This is a genomic window from Asticcacaulis sp., from assembly GCF_051956075.1.
Classification (GTDB): Bacteria; Pseudomonadota; Alphaproteobacteria; order Caulobacterales; family Caulobacteraceae; genus Asticcacaulis.
In genome coordinates, this window is sequence record NZ_JBQCGA010000053.1 from 80,279 (window position 1) to 96,734 (window position 16,456).

Genomic DNA, 16,456 nt, shown 5'->3' on the forward strand with positions numbered 1-16,456 from the left:
TGAAGGCCGCATACGTTCGGTGCGCACGAATGGGGAACATAAATTTCAGGGATGCAATTTACACGGTAGATTCAACATGCGAATCGAGCCGAAATCAAAAACGACAATATCTGAGGAATTTAGAATGGCTTGGAACGCCCAACGTAGCCGAGAGCGCATAGCAAAATTTAACAATCAATTCGTGGCATCAAGTGTCGTGGTTGAGGACTTTGCCACGCAGTATCGCCCCCGCATCCTAAAAGAAACCCGCCAAGAAGGGGGCGGCTCAGGAATTAAGGTTACCGCTCTACCATATGGTAGAGCGGTGTTGACTGACGGTGTGCATATTTACGCAAACCTCATGGACTTCAACACTACTTACGCTGATCAAAATTCTGAGAATGAAGCAAGCCAAAGGCGTGCGATGCAGTTTTTGCACCTGCACTACGGCGCGTCTGACCGTTTGGTTTCTACATTTGAGATCCAAAGAGTTGACTACCACTCTGCCCGTTTACATGCGGTTGTTCTATCACCAACAGGCGACGAACATGAACGTGTTTTAAAAGCCGTCGCTTTCGCTAATTCTTTTGTCGAAATGGTCCGCCGGACAAACGAGTTGTTTGGCGGACGTTACTCTACACAGGTCCGCATAGGTATCGATACGGGGAAAGCCGTTGCCATAAATAGTGGCCGCAGGAATGAGCCAGACCCCCTGTTCGTCGGCTCTCCTGCGAACAAAGCGGCCCATTTGGCACAAGGCGAAGACGCTGGTGTATTTTTAAGTGAACGTGTTCAACGTGTTTTAAATGGGGCTGTGAGCAATCAGGTTCCTGCCTTTAAATTGAATGAGCAATCGTTCCGCATACATGATGCTGAAATTAAAAAACTGCGGACCTCCTCTGGAACGCTTTTAGATGAGTCCATCCGCCGTACGATCAACGAATACATGGACGAACTCCGCATCAAGGACACGGGCATAAGCCCATCGCCAGCGGTGTTTAATTTCCACGAACACGAACCGCCGCTTAAGAGTATTGACTTCGAGCAGCTCCCACCAAGCAATGCCATCCGGATGCCTATGGCGTCCATTTACGCCGATATTGACGGCTACACCGCCTATATCGACCAAGCCATTGCAACTGGCGCCATCGCTCAGGCAGTTCAAAACTTACATGTCATTCGTGGTGAATTCAGCGCAGTTCTCCGTGACGATTTTGGAGGCCGAAAAATACGGTTTATTGGTGATTGCATTCACGGGGTAATTGCATCCGGCACAGCAAACAACGTCGACTCCACGAAAACGGTTAAAGAGTCTGTTAAATCTGCGGCGGCGGTACGATCGTCCTTTGAGCTGTGCAAGTCTATCCTGCCGGGCATTCAAAATCTTGGCCTAGCAATTGGCATCGAATACGGCACTTCGCCCATATGTCGTATTGGCCTACGTGGCGATGCGAGCGTTCGGTGTGCGGTTAGCGGGGCGATAATAAGGTCAGAAGAACTGCAAATCCAGTGTGACGGAACCCAAACAGCTCTCGGGGAAAAGGCATTGGCCGCAGGTGGCATGAATGTACGGCAGGTTTTTAAGGGAGGGGTTTGTGAAAATCTCGATTACGATTCTGCTGTTAATCTAATTGATGGGATTTCCTCTCCTGCTGTGGTGACTGGGGCCTCAGCGCCGCTTGCGACGGCTAAATCGATGCAGGCACATACACCGCTCAAGGCGCATACTAGGGCGGTCTGATATTGCTCCAGCATCTGGTACATAGCGCACCTAACTGGTTCACAGTGAAAAGCCACTCTTTGAGCAAAATTCAAGGAGTGGCATACCCAGCTTCCACAATTTGGGTGAGTTCAGGCATCAGCCTTACCATCACAGGAAAAGTCACATCAATCGCCGTCACCGAGACTACGCCGGGGATGATCTTGCCGAGCTTCTGCCCTGAACGACACATAAACGGCGACTCCAGTTTTTGCCTTGGCTTGAAGCCTGTACGGCCCGATGATCCAAATTCGGCTGCGCTTTGGTGGTTACATCTCCTGCAATATTTACAGTGCCAGAGCACAGCTGCGAAGGTCGGCATTTGGTCAATGTGAGGTGGTCCCCGAAAATCGGACATGGTGCTAAGCTTGTGTCGTTCTCCACGAAGGACGAGACAAATGACAGGCAAGCGCACGAAGTATTCGGGTGATTTCAAAGCGAAGGTGGCGCTGGAAGCGATCAAGGGCGAGATGACCCTGGCTCAGCTGGCGGCCAAGCACGGGGTCCACCAGACCCTGATCAATAGCTGGAAACGCCAAGCCATCGATAATATGGCGACGGCATTTTCAGGCAAGGCCGAACAGGTGGAGGCCAGCCGAGAGGCGGAGGTCGAGAAGCTCCACGCCAAGATCGGCCAGTTGTTGGTGGAGAGGGATTTTTTGCGCAAAGCCTCCGGTCGATGAGTTCCGGGCGGAGGCGTGAGATGATCGACCCGAAACATCCGACCTTGTCGGTGAAACGCCAGTGCCAGTTGGTCTCGATCAGCCGGTCCTGTTTCTACGGTGGCCGGCAGGGCGAAAGCCCGCTGAACCTCGCTCTGATGCGGCGGATCGACGAGCAGTTCATGGAGACGCCGTTCTACGGCAGTCGTCAGATGGCGCGTCACCTCAAGCGCCAGGGCTACGATGTCGGTCGCAAACGTATCCGGCGCCTGATGGCAAGGATGGGTTTGCAGGCGGTCTACCAGAAGCCCAAGACAACGGTCCGGCATCCGGAGCATCGCACCTATCCCTATCTGCTGCGCGGTCTGGTCATCGACCGGCCCGATCAGGTCTGGTGCGCCGATATAACCTATATCCCGATGCGCCGCGGCTTCTTGTACCTCGTCGCCATCATGGATTGGTTTAGCCGCAAGGTCCTGGCTTGGCGGCTCAGCAATACGATGGACGTCGAGTTCTGCATCGCAGCCCTGGAGGAAGCGATGACGAAACACGGCCGACCGGACATCTTCAACACCGACCAGGGCAGCCAGTTCACCAGCCCAAGGTTTACGGAGATCCTGCGAGACGCCAACGTCCGCCTGTCCATGGACGGACGCGGACGCTGGCTCGACAATGTGTTTATCGAGCGGCTATGGCGCTCGCTGAAATATGAGTGCGTCTATCTCCATGCCTTTGAGACCGGATCGGAAGCCCGGCTTGGCATCGGCGGATGGATCGAATATTACAATCAGCGCCGGCCCCATTCGACTCTAGGCGCGCAGACACCTGACGAGGTCTATCAGGGGATCGGAACAACGAGGAAAGCGGCATAATCACACCAAAGACACAAGCTTAGCTAAGCCGCAAACCTGTCCGTGAAACCGGGACCACCTCAATGCACCATGCGAGAGATCATGGCGAAGGTGGCCAGTTTCAGGAAGCGGCGATTGAATTGGCAAATGAATTGGAGGTGTCAGAGGATTACGAGCGCGCCTATGAGGGGCTGCCCTCATGGATCACAGATAGCTCCCTGCATCTCCTTCATAGGGATGGCAGGCCAATTAACGGCAGATTACCGTGCCCACGCGGCTGTCATTGGAAAAGAAGGCCATCGCGTCCAATCCTGCGAACGGACTGCAAGCTGCGGGCAAAGCTTGATCGATTGGTGCTCCTGGAACGCAAAAGACGGTTGGCCTTAGAAAAATTTTGGACGGGCATAAAGCAAAATAAGGTGCGGTGTTGTGGAACAATGCGAGATTGCCCATTAAAATGATGGAGGAAAATGGATGATTGAAAAGTATACAGGCGATAAGGGTAAACGTCTGAGAGTGGAATCTTTGGCATCTCAACGCACTGTTATGAATGCGGCTGGCCTTGCGGAAGCATTGGAAACTCACATCGAACCACTGCCTATTGCTAAGGGCGCTGTACTCATCCAACAGGATGCAGACGATGACGATGTTTTTTTTATCTTTTCCGGTTCATTCAAGATTGAAGTAAATGGCCGTCAAGTTTCTACTCGTGGTCGAGATGATACAGTGGGCGAGATGGCTGCGCTTGAGCCAGGACAAAAGCGGTCAGCTACAGTTACAGCGTTAGAAGACAGTGTCGTAGGCAAGATTTCCGAGGCGAAATTTAACGAAATTGCCGCTCAGCACGGCCAACTTTACAAATTTATTGCCAAACAACTGGCACGTCGGCTTCTGGAACGTAATAAGCATGTCGGAGTGCATAGAGACCAGATAAAGGTCTTTATTATTTCCTCGAAGGAGGCATTGCACATTGCAAGAGCCGTCAAAGATGAATTTGAGCACGATCCGTTCATTGTGCAAATTTGGACAAATGACGTCTTCCGGATAGGCCGTTACACATTAGACGACTTAGAAGTATTGGTGGACGATTCAGATTTTGCGATAGCAATAGCTCACGCGGACGACGTTGTAATTAGTCGTGACGATGAATGGCCAGCAGCAAGAGACAACGTAGTTTTCGAGTTGGGTCTATTTATGGGCAGGCTTGGCAAAGAACGAACCATATTGCTTGAACCGAGGGACGCCCAACTTAAACTTCCGAGTGATATGAGAGGCATCACAAATGCTACCTATTCTCTCGCTAAGGGCGGAAATTTGTCCACGGCTCTGGGCACAGCCTGTAATCAGATGCGGACGCTATTCCACAAAATGGGACCGTATAACGGATAAGCACGTCCATTTTTAGTGCAGAGGAAGAACGCCAATGTCGCCTTCGGGGCGCGAGGCGGCCTACGCCTGCACTGAAATCGCGATCGTTCGGGTGATGGTCTAAGGTCGGATGCGACCGTCATAGATGAATCTCGTCGTCCTGACGATCTTGATCTGGGCTGCGTCCGGGTGGGCGGGATTGATCAGGATGTTCGTTTCCTGGGGGATAATGACGGAGGGGACGATCAGGATCGCCGAACGCTTTGATGTAAGCCAGCTATCACCGTAATCGAGCGTTTCCTTGGGCGCGGGCTGAGCATCCCAAACGGCGGGGAGGACGCCAAGCGCCTGGATATCTTCGGCCTCGTTCCAAAGGGTTGAGGGGATGGTGATTTCCAGCACGTATCGATTTAAAGGCCACGCGCCGGTGTCGGTATGGACGATGGTTTCGAGCGCCGCCAGCGCAACGCTGCTAGCCGCGTAAACGACGGGGTATCCCTTACGATTCCATCGTCCGCCAGAGATTTCGGCGCCCTTGCCCGACATGTCATCGTAACTGTAGTTCGGAGAGGCCGAGGCGATCCGGAATACGGACCGCGTCACGAAAAGGCGCCTGTCTGGCTTCGCGCCAGAATCTGCGAAATCATTTCTCGACCATCCGAAGTGTCCATAAACTCCTCCGGTCGACGGTTACCCAAGGCTGCCAAGGGACGCGATATCCAGCCCTTAAGCCATTGCGCGGCGTCGAACCCCTCCGGATCGCCAGACTCCTGAATGATCGTCTCGACTTGACCGATGAGCTTGGCGAAGCCGATCACACGGTCGCTGCTGTCGACGCTCAGGCGGGCGCTTTCCGACTTCTTGCGCGCGGCCGTGGCGCGAGGAATGCGCAGGAGAACGTAAAGCTTTGAGCGGCTCTCGCCCAAGCGATCCGCAAGGCTATCGACATAGCCAACCGGCACGCCCTCGCGCACGAAGCTGTCGCGCTCCAAAGCAGATCGTTGGAAAAGCTGAGCCGTTCCGCTTGCCACCTTCCAGTCAGCGGTGTTTGCGGCTTGCGTGCTTATGGCCGATGTTGGCGCCATGACATGTCTCCTTTGAGACGTAAGATAGTCTCAAATGGACGCTTTTGCAATCAAGCGTGTTTGGGGGCTTAAAATGGCGACGAGGCTGGTCGGGGGGCGACCAGCCTCGCTAATTTTAGCGCCAGCGGGGGGATTGCTGACGCCGGTAAAGCTCAGCACAGACTTTAAATGCGATCAACCGATTATGGATCGCCTCACGGAAGAGTGACGTAAGCCGGACAGAGGGTCATTTACCCGTTAGTGATTCACGAATTTATTTTGATTTATCGGGCTTTTTCCGTTTAGAGGGAGCGCGACCGGCACGCGACTTCGGGACGCGCTTTGTGGGTGCTGCAGCTATCTCGTTTGGAACCCCGTAGGTCTGGAAAAGCTCGCCAGCGCTAATCTCGAGGGCTTCTGCAATTCTGTAAATTGTCCTGCAGGTCGGATTACGCTCACCATTTTCGAGTTGGCTCAAATATCCTTGGTCGATGGTAAGGAGGCGTAGAGCGAGCTCTTTTTGCGAGACGCCGAGCATCTCGCGAACCCGCTTTAAGTTCCAGCCAACGAGCCCTTCTACGTGCATTTCGAAAGGCTACGAAATTACCGAGCTTTACCTGTATGGATCACCCTCCATATTCAGGAATTTATTAGCCTATTTGCTTGGCGGCTCGACCAGCGCGAGACTTCTTTACCGCTGATCCCGCGGCCGCTGAAATGTGCTCAGGAAGGCCGTTTACGAGGAATAGGTCACCAACAGGCACGTCGAGGGCTTGAGCGAGTTTATACAACGTGCGTCCTGTCGGGTTACGCTCACCAGCTTCCAATTGGCTAATGTAACCCTGATCAATCGTCCCCAAACGAAGGGCTATCTCCTCCTGAGACAATCCGGATGCGGTTCGGATCCGTTTAAAATTCCATCCGATTAGCGCATCAACATCCATCGCTTTAGCAAAGCGATTTGAGCGCCTTTCGCCATTTATCACCCTCCATATTGATGTAATAAAAATATGGATTATCATCCATATTCAGCGGCAGTCTCCGGAGGGGTGAAATGGCGGGTGATCATTTAGAGGAAGAAGTGAACCGCAAGATGGCTGCGGTAATTTTGCGCCAAAACATTCGAAGGCTCGCCGACAGAAAGCAGACTGACGTCTCCTCGTTCATTGCGACGCTAAGGCCGGATGGTAGTGAAACGGCATCCCAAGAATTCAAGATCTCAGCTTCACAACTCTTCGCCTTAGCAAAGCATTTCGATGTCCCGGTCTCCAGATTCTTTGAAGATGAAGCGGGGAAGGTGGTGACGCCGTGAGCTGGGTTCGCGAGGTCGATATCTGGTTCTGCGATGAAGTGATGCCGCATCAGGCGGTCTTTATCGCACAGGCCTATCGGGTCACGGGCAGACGCGAGGTGGCGCGCGATCTGGTGCAGGATGTCTATACCGAGATCATGCAGGGCGACAAATGGCGCTCGGTCGCCAATGCCCGCGCCTTCGTGCGCCGCGCCGTTCACAACGCCGCCGTCAACTGGGTCCGGCGGCAAAGGGTTGTCCTCATGCAGCCCCTGTCAGGTTCTGAGGAGCTGGATTTTGTAGACGCCGGCCCCGACGCCTTCGAGACTGTTTCCGGACGCGAGGAGCTGGCCAGCGTCATTGCCGCTCTTGAACATCTGCCGACCCGATGCCGCGAAGTGGTGACCCTGCGGCGCATCGAAGACCTGACGCCCCGTGAAATCGCCAACCGTCTGGGCATCAGTCTGGTCACCGTCGAGCGCCATCTGGCGCGCGGTCTCACCCTCCTATGCGATCAGTTGTCCGAATCCGCGCCGCGCCGAAACCGGGGCAGGGGCTGGCGCACCGGGCAAGCTTCAGGGACCGAATAGACGCTTCGTGACGAATTCACTATGCTTACGCCGGTGGGAGGGACCGGCGATGATCGAGGATATGCGGTGAACACGGAGGACACATCTTCCTGGGATCAGCTTCGCGCTGAAGCCGCCGACTGGCTTGCCCGCATGGATTCCGGTTCTGCCGATCCTTCGGATTTTGAAGCCTGGCGGGCGGCTGATCCGCGCCATGCGGTGGCCTTTGCCCAGATTTTGAGCGTGACGCGCGCGCTCGACAAGGCCAAGCCCGATCTGAAAGCCGAATTGCCGCCTGTGCGGGCTGTAAACCGCCGCCATCTCCTGTGGGGGAGTGTTGGCCTTGTGGGTGTGCTGGGTGGTGGGCTCGCCTATTCGTTCGCAACCGCCAGAGCCAGCGTCGTGACAGGCATTGGCCAAACACAAAGCGTCAATCTACCGCTTGGCGCGCGCATGGAGCTGAACACTGACACGCGCGTAGAGTGGAAGGCGCAAGGCACGCGTCTCGATGTCTGGCTCAAGCGCGGGGAGGTGGCGCTCACCCTGACCGATCCGCGTCAGGTCTGCCGTCTGTTCTCGCCCACCAATGAAGCCCGCCTCACGAACAGCTACGTCAATGCTCGTCTTCGTGGCGGCCTGCTCGATCTTTCCGTCATGCGCGGCGCCTGCGCGGTAAAGAGCCGCGAGGGGCGGGGAGGGATCGAAAAGCCAGTCGTCGTTCAAGCGCGCCAGGCCGTGCTGGCCTCCGCCGATCAGCAGATTATCAGGCCGTTGGCGCAGACCGATCTCAACCTGATTACTGGATGGCCCAATGGTGAGCTGGTCGTACAGGGCCAAACTCTTGAGTCCGTGGTCACAGAGTATAACCGCTACACGACGCGCAAGATCGTCATCGCCGACCCGGCCCTCGCCAACATCCGCATAGGGGGGCGGTTTACGACACGAGATCCGAAGGTGTTTCTTGAGGCCTTGCACGATGGTTTTGGCATATCCGTCGTGGACGACGGCGGTGGGGCGATCGCCTTGACGCGCGCTTAAGGACGAAAGCCGTTGTCGTCAGTTCATCCGCAGTCAGGAACCGTATGCGCGCTCGTATCGCAGCCTAGATGCTGTCATGAACGGGCATCGCAAATCCTCCAGCGTCATTGACACGCCGTTTAAGATGACGAGGTTCGGTTTGAGGAGCGCGATGCGCGGGTTCGTTAAAACAGGCCAATTGCGACAGAACCGTCCAGCGGCTAAACACCCAGGCTGAGGACATCAGAAACGCAGCGTCGGCCATTTACGCGGTCGATTTGGACAACGATGTCGATCATTGATCTCACCAGGGCAAGCGCATTGGCGTAGTCAAGATTGTGTGCGCCTTGCAGTATCATGATCGCCAACTGCCTTAACGCCCCTTCGGTGCTGTCGGCGTGGATTGTGGTGATTGAACCCGGATGCCCAGTGTTTATCGCCCGCAGGAAGGTGTAGGCTTCTGCGCCGCGCAGCTCACCTAGCAAGATGCGGTCTGGCCGCATGCGCAAAGCCGCTTCCAGCAGGTCGTTCGGCGTGACGTTCGCCTCGCCCCGCCCGCCGCGGGCGGCAATAAGCTGAACCCTGTTGGCGTGGCCCGGTTGCAGTTCCGCCGCATCTTCAATGGTGATCAGCCGTTCTGAGAGCGGTATTTCGGCAAGAAGGGAGTTAAGCAGGGTCGTCTTACCGCTCGACGTCCCGCCGGAAATGACAATATTCCGCTTTTGCCGAACCGCCTCGGCCAGATATATCGGCAAAGCCTCCGCGGGGGCAGGCGAGACGCTCCGGCGTTGATCTGGCTCCAACGTATAAGAGGTTAGAGGCATGACCGTGGCGCGATGGCGGCGACTGGCCATGGCGATATGCTGTTGCGTGGCCGGCGGCATGACGATCTGTATGCGGGCACCGTCGGGTAAGCTGGCGCTAAGCAACGGGTGGGCGCGACTGAGCCCCTGATGCGCGTAAACGGCGACCTGACGCGCCAGACGCTGAAGATAGTCGTTGTCAAGCGTCGGCATTTTCAAGCACGCTATTTGACCGCCAAGTTGCTCCCGCCAGATCTCGCCCGGACGATTGATGTAGATGTCGGTGGTATCTGCATCGGCAAGCAGCGGTCTCAACGGTTCGAGATAATGACTGAGATAATCTGCCGAACTTTCGGTCGAATCCTGTCTGTTCATCGTCTTGGCAAGACCCCGGTGAAGTCCATGTCCCTGTTCACGAAGACCATAATCGGGGCGCCTGCCGCGACACGAATCGTCGAGGCGTTCGCGCCCTGAGACGCACCTGCCTGAGCGACCGTGCCGGCAGTCTGGGCCGGGATGCCCAGGACGACAGATCCATTGCCTGGGCGCGATGCCAAGGCAACGCCAACGGTCAGGGCCGTTTGAAAGGCTGCCGCGCCCATGCGCTTCAGCAAATGCGTATCGACCTTGCCCGCGACGCCGGCGCCGCCCTGAAGATCAGCGCCTTGCGCCGCCAGTTTGATAGCGACGCCATCCGGACGGATCATGCGTGTCCATATGATGGTGACGCGGTTTTGGTTGGCGCCGGTATTGGCGTGAATGTCACCGATCAGGTGGCTGCCGCGCGGTATCAGGATGCGCGTGCCATCGAATCCCCGCGTGTCGCCGGTTGTGATGGCGCGCACGGCCCCGCCCTCGCTGGAATCGACCGGCGTCTCGATCGCGGCAGGGATAAGCGTACCTTGAGGAACCAGCGTGGCGCGATTGTGCAAAATGACGGCGCGCGCCGGGGTATCATCGGGCGACGCGCTTTCGGTCGATGCTGCCGACGGCAGATCAATCGTCATAACGGGTTCGGACAACCGTGGCGATGGCGGCGGCGGCGCCTGCTGCTGAACGGGCGGATTGACGTATTGAATGACCGGGGGCGGGGGCGGACTTTGAATATAGCGGACTTCGGGAGGCGCCTGCATGGCTGGCGGCGGCGTTGGCGGCGGCGGAATTTCCAGTGGCGCAATGGCCGGAGGAAGCGACGCAGCCACGGGTACAGTAAGCGGTGTGACGGCTTTGTGAGCGCCGAGATGGGCATGCGTCGCCCAGATAAAGCCTCCCCCCGCCAGACACAGGGCTATGCCGACAATAACGGGCGAGGGCCCCGCTCGCGGCAAGGTTACTCTCGGCGTGGGATCTTCAGGTCTGTGGGCGTCTTCGTCAGTCATTTCGACGCCTTATCGATAACACGTATCGCCGTTGCGCGCTGTTTTCCGAGCCGAAAGACAAAACGGTCGGCAACGAGGTCGATTACATATTGGCCGTTGCGCACGGCGCCATTGATCAAGACCTCCTGCTCCTGTTCGTTGATCATGAAGATAGCCGGAATTTGGCCGTCATCACGCCATTCGATAAAGGTCGATGCGCCGTCATCGAACATAGACGCAGGCCGGATCGATGAGGCGCCGGTAAAGTGGAAATGGGCCTTTGGCGCTGCCTGAGGCGCTGATTGCGCTAAGCTTACCGGATAGATGAACCGCAATAATACCGGCGTGGACGCGTCTGGGGCGGGGATGGCGATCAGGTCAAAATTGTAGTCTCGCGTATCGGTGACCACGGTAAGATTGGTGTCGGTCGCGCCCTGCATAGGTTTGATGAACAAGTGATCGGCGCTGTGATTGGTCACGGCCTGCCAGACGGCGCTGTTGCCAAGGGCGACGGTTTCAATCCGCTCGTCAGGAGAAAATTCAACCGTCAGAGCATATCCCAAAGCGACGCGCAGTTCGACCACCTCATCCGGATCGTAATCGACCATTTGTATCCGGGGATCTTTCGGACCAGGCTCCGGCGTCACGGACGCTCGGGCCTGCGCGGAGGCGATCGGAAAGAGGGCAAGCATGGCGAGGATACTTCGGCGCCTCATCACGGTTTCCTCGCGGCTGGGGGCGTCGTGTCTTCCGTATTGGCGACGCTGTCGGGAACAGCCGCTGATGCAGTCGTGTCCGGCGCGCCAAGCGGAATGTCCATGGTGTAACCCGGCGCGGGCTGCGGTGGCGGCGCGGCTTCATCACTCCTTTCATAATGCATCACCTGAAAACCGAGCGGATTGATCAACCGGTCTTCCGCGCGCATGGGCGCATCGGTAAATTGGTACGTTATCACAGCGGCATAGTAGCTGGGCGTGCTACTGGCATTGCCTTGATCCATTCGGGTCGTGGTGAAGCGAACAAGGGCTGTGCGCGGCCCCAGCTTAGAAACCGTCTCGATGTTCACCGAGACCACCGCCGAACGCGGATACAGGCTGAGCGGGCTTTGGGGATTTTGCGCTGGCATGACCGCAGCGTATGCGCTGCGCGCCTGGCCGCCTGACCAGAGCATGACCTTGTGATAATCCGCACTGAGCGTTGTGATATCAAATTCTTCTCGGGCCGCGACATATTGCGCCAACATTGACCGGATCAGGGCCGCGTCGGCGCGTAGAGTTTGGCTGCCGTCCTTGTTGAGCACCTCGACAAATCCGGTCTGCCGGTCAACCAGGACCGGGACAACGCGTGTCGATTTGAGCGGCGTCAGACTGACCAGCGCAACCGCTTCGGCAAGGGCGATCAAGGCCGCAGCGCCTGCGACAATCCAGGCGCGCTTGCGGGCCCGCTGCGCGCCTTCGGCCTCGCTTTGCGCCCAACTGGCGCTCTTTGCATAATAGGATGGCATATCTGTCTTCATGAAATCATGTCCCGCTTCGCCGCACCCGTCGAGGCTCGCAAGTATCCAGGTCGTCGCAGCCCCTGACCCGCGCTGGCTAAAGGCTCACTGGTGCCCCCGGTGCGTGAGGCGGTGCTCGCGCTGGCGTCGCCAAGGCTGTCGCTCCGCCGCGACTCATTGCCTGCTGACATCGTCCCGACCGCATCAGTAACGCGCTGCACCCGCGATACAGGCGCTTCGACACGCAGGTCGGATGATGTCCGCCAAGGCGACGCCGGCGCATGCGGTGATGTCTCCGCAACCGTCCGCGCGCGCATCATACCGCCGACGCTCTGAACAGAACGGCTGCGCACCAGCCCACTCGCTGCAAGCAGGGCGATCACCGTTATGGCGATACCACCCGCGAGGAAGAAGAATCCGACCAGCAGCACGTCGCTGGCGTCGCTGGACGCCTGCGTCAAATGCTCCAGATCATGGGCAAAAAACGATAATTCAAGCGCACAATTTACGGCATAGCCCACCTGGGCCAGGAAGAGCGCGACAAAGCCCCTGAACCAGCCGATGAACAGACCGGTCGATATGTCGAAAAGCGCCGCGGCGATGAACAGCGGTCCCACCGCCAGGACGACCGACTGGGCCAATCGCGCCGCAAGACCGAAACCCACGCATGACAGCATGAATAGGGCGCTGCCCTTATCCTGCGCCGGTTTGACGGGCGATGGCGGCGCTGCCGAGGTAGGTGTGGGGCCAGATATTGGGCCAGGCGCGGGAGTGACGACCGGCGGGCTTACCGCTGAATCTGCGCTGGGAGCCGCTTGCTCGGGGCCGGACAGGGCATCCAGATAGCCAGCGGCTGTATGACTGGCTTCGGTCAGGGCGGGCGCTCGCAACCCTATGGGCGCCAGAGCCATGTTCGCAAGTTCCGATGGCCCTTGGATCGACACCGTGTAGATCAGAGAGGAATAGGCACCGAAGGTTGTGGTCACGGCGATGATGACGCCCAGTCGCAAGGTGGCGTAGACCAGGCTCGCTGTATCGATGTGATGACTGAGGATTAGGCGATAGCCGAAGCCAGCGACATAAAGCACCATCAGGACCGAAACCAGCGCGGTTGGCAGACCGTGCCACAGACCGCCTTGGAAAGCGGCCAGATCAATCTGTTGCGACTGGCATTCGACATAGCTCGCCAGACGCTCGGCAATCCCCGCGCTATCGGATAGGGCTGGACAGACGACGCTCATCTCAGTCTCTCCAGAAAAACCGGCATCCAGTCATTCGGATCATCCCCAACGTCGGCGCGCACCTCATCCAGCCGCCGGATCGCGCTTTCACGACCGGACAGGACATGCAGAAGTTCCGCCTCACCGGTTAGATCGAGACGGGCTACGACGCTTTCACGGGCGTGCTTGACCAGAAAACAATGGGCATGGTCCGGCAAGGAGCGGATCAGATCGAACTCGTGCTGGCTCAATCCGAAGCCGTCAACATAATCCGCCGCCTGCGCACGCGCATTCGGCAGGAAGATATGCGTAGCAGCCTGTTCCACGATCGCCGAGGATATTCGGCTGGCCAGTGCGTCCTGAGCGCTCTGGGTGACGAAGCCCACCAATCCGTTGCGCTTGCGGATCGTCTTTTCCCAGTCGCGTATGCGCGCCACAAAAATATCGTCGTCCAGCGCCTTCCAGCCTTCATCGACAACGATAATGGCGGGAGAGCCGTCAAGGCGCTCCTCAACGCGGTGGAACAGATACATCATGGCTGGTGTGCGCGTCGTCGGTGAGTCAAGCAACTGCGTCATGTCGAAGCCCACAACCGCGGCCTCAAGTCCGACCTGATCTTCGGCATTGTCAAACAGCCAGGCATGCTCTCCATTACCGAACCACGGACGTAGCCGCGCATAAAGGTCGCTCGCGCTCGGTCGTTCTGCGCCGCGCAGCAGATCCGCAAAGGCGCGAAGGCGCTGCAGGTTCGGCGGCGCCGCAAAATTGGCGTCGATGGCCGCTTCGATCACCATTAGCTCTTCCGCGCTCGGTACGGCGTCTGGGGAGACAAGGCGCGATATCCACTCGATGAGGAAACGGCGGTTCGCCGGCGTCTCTTCGAGCGCCAAGGGATTGAGCCCCGACGTCTCACCAGGACGAAGGGTGCGATAGCGACCGCCAACCGCACGGATGAATATCTCCGAACCTCGGTCCTTATCGAAGAACACCAGACGCGGGCGGAACTTCAACGCCTGGGCCAGCAGGAAATTCAGCACGACCGTCTTGCCCGAACCGGACGGCCCGATAACGCTGAAATTACCGAGATCTCCATGGTGAAAATTGAAGAAGTACGGTCCTGCGGCCGTCGTTTCCAGGACCGTGACCGCCTCCCCCCAATAGCCTTGCGGCTCGCCGATGGCGAAATTGTGGAACGAGGCGAAGCTGGCGAAATTACGCCCGGCAATCAAGGCGCGGCGCGAGATAAAGCGCATATTGCCAGGGAACTGCGCCCAGAATGCAGGTTCAAGCGCCAGATCTTCGCGCACGCCAACAATACCGATATCCGCCAGGACCGCCTGCGCGTCGGCCAGACCTTGCGCAACGTCCTTTTCATCTGAGGCGCTTAACATCAAGGTCATGTGATGTTCGCCGAACACGGCGCGACCGGCCGCCAGGTCGTCGCTGGCCCCTGTCAGTTCGTTGCGCAACGTGACCGCCTCATCATCGCTGGCGCGCATCCGGCGCAGCGCCAGATTCACCCGGCGCAGCGCAGGATCGCGGTCGACAAAGGCAAAACTCTGAGTCAGTACGAATTCGGCAGGCAACCGTAACAATTCGTCGAGCATCCCTGGCCGCGATGTTCCGGGATAGTCCTTGATCGACAGAATACCGAAATAGCGACGGTCCTGCTCAGCATAAGGCGCCAATTCACCGATATTGCGCCCAAAGCTTAATCGACGCGTCGGCACGTGCGAAGCCAGGCTACCCTCCGGCAATAATCGCGGCTGACTGAAGCCATTGTAGGTCTGCGCCAGAAATTCCAGAATTCCAGAATAGTGTTGGTCATCGCGCATGTAGACGCCAAGCGTGCGGGGTCTGTAAGCGGCCAGCGAAGCGATAAGGATTTCCCGGGCCTCATTAAGGTCGCGCAGCGCTTCACGCAGGTCGCCGTCGGCGCGACCGGCATCGCTCGACATGCCCTCGATCAGGCGCTGCATTACCCCCTTGCCGCCCTGGGTCGGGCGACGCAGCAAGGTGACATAGATGTCGTTGACATAGAGGGCCTTCGTGTCTAGCCGCCGATACCAGCGCTCGTTAAGACTCCGGCTAAAGGCGTCGTCATAGGAGGCATTGAGCGCCGGTTCGACACGACGGCGAACGATGTGGTAATAAAGCGCAAAACGCGAGGCGCTGAGCGCCTTGAAAGCCGCATCTCTCAGGTCTTTGCGGTAGTTAAGCTCACTGGTGTCTGAGGTCTCAAACAACAGCCCCTTCAAGACGATGGTCTGCATGAGAACCTTGTCCTGAAGCATGACTGTGTGATCGTCGACATGCGCAAGATAGGGCAGGCGATCGCCGCCACGGACTTCTTTTTCGTAGGCTGCTCTGGTCATGGACTATAGGAATTACACCCCCACAGCTTCCGGTTCGGCACGTGCGGACAACGAGAGCTGGTCACGATCCAGATGTCGAAGATGCGCGGGTCATACATATGCGCGATCCAGCCGGCCAGATGGATGACGAGCGCTGCGATAATGACCCACAAGGCCTTGAAGATCAGGAACAACTCCGTCGTGACCACAATGTTTGCGATCAGGAAGCTGTAGGTCACACCCAGAAACATCTGCGGCTTGGTAAGGGCGACAAAAAGACGGTCGCGTTCAAGTGTATCCATGTCTCAGAAGCCGCCACTGGCCGCCGTCTGGATACCCGCAACGATACTGGCCGCGCCAAAGAGGATAAAACAGCCCAAAATGACTGCCGCCCCGTGACGCCAGTTTAGGCGCCCCGTCAGCATCATATATCCGACAAAGGCGACCGCAATCACCGCAACAACCGTCGCCGTCGTGCCAAGTAATGTTCCCTGTATCCAGTGCAGGGCCCCCACAATAGCGCCGGACCCCTGCGGGTCGGCGTAGGCCTGAGCTTGGGCTGGAAGAGCGACAAGAGCCGTAAGCACGCCCGGTAACGCCCGCGATATGATCTGCGTATCTTTCATGGACTAAATACAACCTTTAAAAACTGACCGTTTTGTTTGC

20 protein-coding genes are annotated in these 16,456 nt (G+C 57.5%); 8 read left to right on the plus strand and 12 right to left on the minus strand.

Going from position 1 to position 16,456, the window contains the following annotated elements; translation table 11 throughout:
* Positions 1-124 precede the first annotated feature (124 nt).
* The 5 genes from ACTHLA_RS13370 (at position 125) to ACTHLA_RS13390 (ending at position 4,640) form a co-directional block, all read left to right on the plus strand.
* Positions 125-1,720 carry a hypothetical protein gene (locus ACTHLA_RS13370; protein ID WP_440190132.1) on the plus strand — a complete coding sequence of 532 codons (1,596 nt, stop codon included), beginning with the start codon at positions 125-127 and terminating at the stop codon, positions 1,718-1,720.
* A gap of 44 nt (positions 1,721-1,764) precedes the next feature.
* Entirely contained in the window at positions 1,765-2,073 is a 309-nt protein-coding gene (locus tag ACTHLA_RS13375; protein ID WP_440190528.1) for an E2 domain-containing protein, read from the plus strand.
* Positions 2,074-2,136: 63 nt separating this feature from the next.
* Positions 2,137-3,272, plus strand: a protein-coding gene (locus ACTHLA_RS13380; protein WP_440190135.1) for an IS3 family transposase whose coding sequence is annotated in 2 segments (ribosomal slippage) — positions 2,137-2,392 and positions 2,392-3,272 — 1,137 coding nt in all. Because the reading frame shifts where the segments join, the coding sequence is not laid out codon by codon here.
* A gap of 62 nt (positions 3,273-3,334) precedes the next feature.
* Entirely contained in the window at positions 3,335-3,712 is a 378-nt protein-coding gene (locus tag ACTHLA_RS13385) for an E2 domain-associated cysteine-rich protein (protein WP_440190138.1), read from the plus strand.
* A 13-nt stretch (positions 3,713-3,725) separates the two neighbouring features.
* A complete protein-coding gene (locus ACTHLA_RS13390) occupies positions 3,726-4,640 on the plus strand; it encodes a TIR domain-containing protein (RefSeq protein WP_440190141.1) in 915 nt (304 codons plus the stop codon).
* A gap of 99 nt (positions 4,641-4,739) precedes the next feature.
* Here the strand turns inward: ACTHLA_RS13390 and ACTHLA_RS13395 are convergent, their stop codons facing one another.
* The 4 genes from ACTHLA_RS13395 to ACTHLA_RS13410 all read right to left on the minus strand — a co-directional run bounded on the left by ACTHLA_RS13395 (position 4,740) and on the right by ACTHLA_RS13410 (position 6,705).
* The gene (locus tag ACTHLA_RS13395; RefSeq protein WP_440190144.1) at positions 4,740-5,222 is read right to left on the minus strand and encodes an RES family NAD+ phosphorylase; all 483 of its coding nucleotides are present in this window, start codon (positions 5,220-5,222) and stop codon (positions 4,740-4,742) included.
* Positions 5,219-5,704: an antitoxin Xre-like helix-turn-helix domain-containing protein gene (locus ACTHLA_RS13400; RefSeq protein ID WP_440190147.1), complete on the minus strand. Its 486-nt coding sequence runs from the start codon at positions 5,702-5,704 to the stop codon at positions 5,219-5,221. Before ACTHLA_RS13400 ends, ACTHLA_RS13395 begins: the two co-directional genes overlap by 4 nt.
* 253 nt (positions 5,705-5,957) lie before the next feature.
* Entirely contained in the window at positions 5,958-6,269 is a 312-nt protein-coding gene (locus tag ACTHLA_RS13405; RefSeq protein ID WP_440190150.1) for a helix-turn-helix domain-containing protein, read from the minus strand.
* Positions 6,270-6,333: 64 nt separating this feature from the next.
* Positions 6,334-6,705 carry a helix-turn-helix domain-containing protein gene (locus ACTHLA_RS13410; RefSeq protein ID WP_440190153.1) on the minus strand — a complete coding sequence of 124 codons (372 nt, stop codon included), beginning with the start codon at positions 6,703-6,705 and terminating at the stop codon, positions 6,334-6,336.
* A gap of 32 nt (positions 6,706-6,737) precedes the next feature.
* Here ACTHLA_RS13410 and ACTHLA_RS13415 point away from each other — a divergent pair, with 32 nt between their 5' ends.
* From ACTHLA_RS13415 to ACTHLA_RS13425, 3 genes are all read left to right on the plus strand, one after another.
* Complete coding sequence (locus ACTHLA_RS13415; RefSeq protein WP_440190156.1) at positions 6,738-6,995, plus strand: hypothetical protein; 258 nt, start codon at positions 6,738-6,740, stop codon at positions 6,993-6,995.
* Positions 6,992-7,564 (plus strand): RNA polymerase sigma factor, encoded by a 573-nt coding sequence (locus ACTHLA_RS13420; RefSeq protein WP_440190159.1) that lies wholly within the window; start codon positions 6,992-6,994, stop codon positions 7,562-7,564. Before ACTHLA_RS13415 ends, ACTHLA_RS13420 begins: the two co-directional genes overlap by 4 nt.
* Before the next feature lie 66 nt (positions 7,565-7,630).
* Entirely contained in the window at positions 7,631-8,581 is a 951-nt protein-coding gene (locus ACTHLA_RS13425; protein WP_440190162.1) for a FecR family protein, read from the plus strand.
* Between the two features lie 200 nt (positions 8,582-8,781).
* Here ACTHLA_RS13425 and virB11 read toward each other — a convergent pair whose 3' ends face one another.
* The 8 genes from virB11 to ACTHLA_RS13465 all read right to left on the minus strand — a co-directional run bounded on the left by virB11 (position 8,782) and on the right by ACTHLA_RS13465 (position 16,416).
* Positions 8,782-9,738, minus strand: a complete 957-nt coding sequence (gene virB11, locus ACTHLA_RS13430; protein ID WP_440190165.1) for a P-type DNA transfer ATPase VirB11 — start codon at positions 9,736-9,738, stop codon at positions 8,782-8,784.
* Positions 9,735-10,370 carry a TrbI/VirB10 family protein gene (locus ACTHLA_RS13435; protein WP_440190168.1) on the minus strand — a complete coding sequence of 212 codons (636 nt, stop codon included), beginning with the start codon at positions 10,368-10,370 and terminating at the stop codon, positions 9,735-9,737. Before ACTHLA_RS13435 ends, virB11 begins: the two co-directional genes overlap by 4 nt.
* Before the next feature lie 368 nt (positions 10,371-10,738).
* A complete protein-coding gene (locus tag ACTHLA_RS13440; protein ID WP_440190171.1) occupies positions 10,739-11,329 on the minus strand; it encodes a TrbG/VirB9 family P-type conjugative transfer protein in 591 nt (196 codons plus the stop codon).
* A 107-nt stretch (positions 11,330-11,436) separates the two neighbouring features.
* Positions 11,437-12,237: a virB8 family protein gene (locus ACTHLA_RS13445; protein ID WP_440190174.1), complete on the minus strand. Its 801-nt coding sequence runs from the start codon at positions 12,235-12,237 to the stop codon at positions 11,437-11,439.
* Complete coding sequence (locus tag ACTHLA_RS13450) at positions 12,234-13,457, minus strand: type IV secretion system protein (RefSeq protein ID WP_440190177.1); 1,224 nt, start codon at positions 13,455-13,457, stop codon at positions 12,234-12,236. Before ACTHLA_RS13450 ends, ACTHLA_RS13445 begins: the two co-directional genes overlap by 4 nt.
* The gene (locus ACTHLA_RS13455; RefSeq protein ID WP_440190180.1) at positions 13,454-15,811 is read right to left on the minus strand and encodes a VirB4 family type IV secretion/conjugal transfer ATPase; all 2,358 of its coding nucleotides are present in this window, start codon (positions 15,809-15,811) and stop codon (positions 13,454-13,456) included. Before ACTHLA_RS13455 ends, ACTHLA_RS13450 begins: the two co-directional genes overlap by 4 nt.
* Positions 15,808-16,092, minus strand: coding sequence for a type IV secretion system protein VirB3 (locus ACTHLA_RS13460; protein ID WP_440190183.1), 285 nt, complete (start codon positions 16,090-16,092; stop codon positions 15,808-15,810). Before ACTHLA_RS13460 ends, ACTHLA_RS13455 begins: the two co-directional genes overlap by 4 nt.
* 3 nt (positions 16,093-16,095) lie before the next feature.
* Positions 16,096-16,416: a TrbC/VirB2 family protein gene (locus tag ACTHLA_RS13465; protein ID WP_440190186.1), complete on the minus strand. Its 321-nt coding sequence runs from the start codon at positions 16,414-16,416 to the stop codon at positions 16,096-16,098.
* Positions 16,417-16,456: the final 40 nt, after the last annotated feature.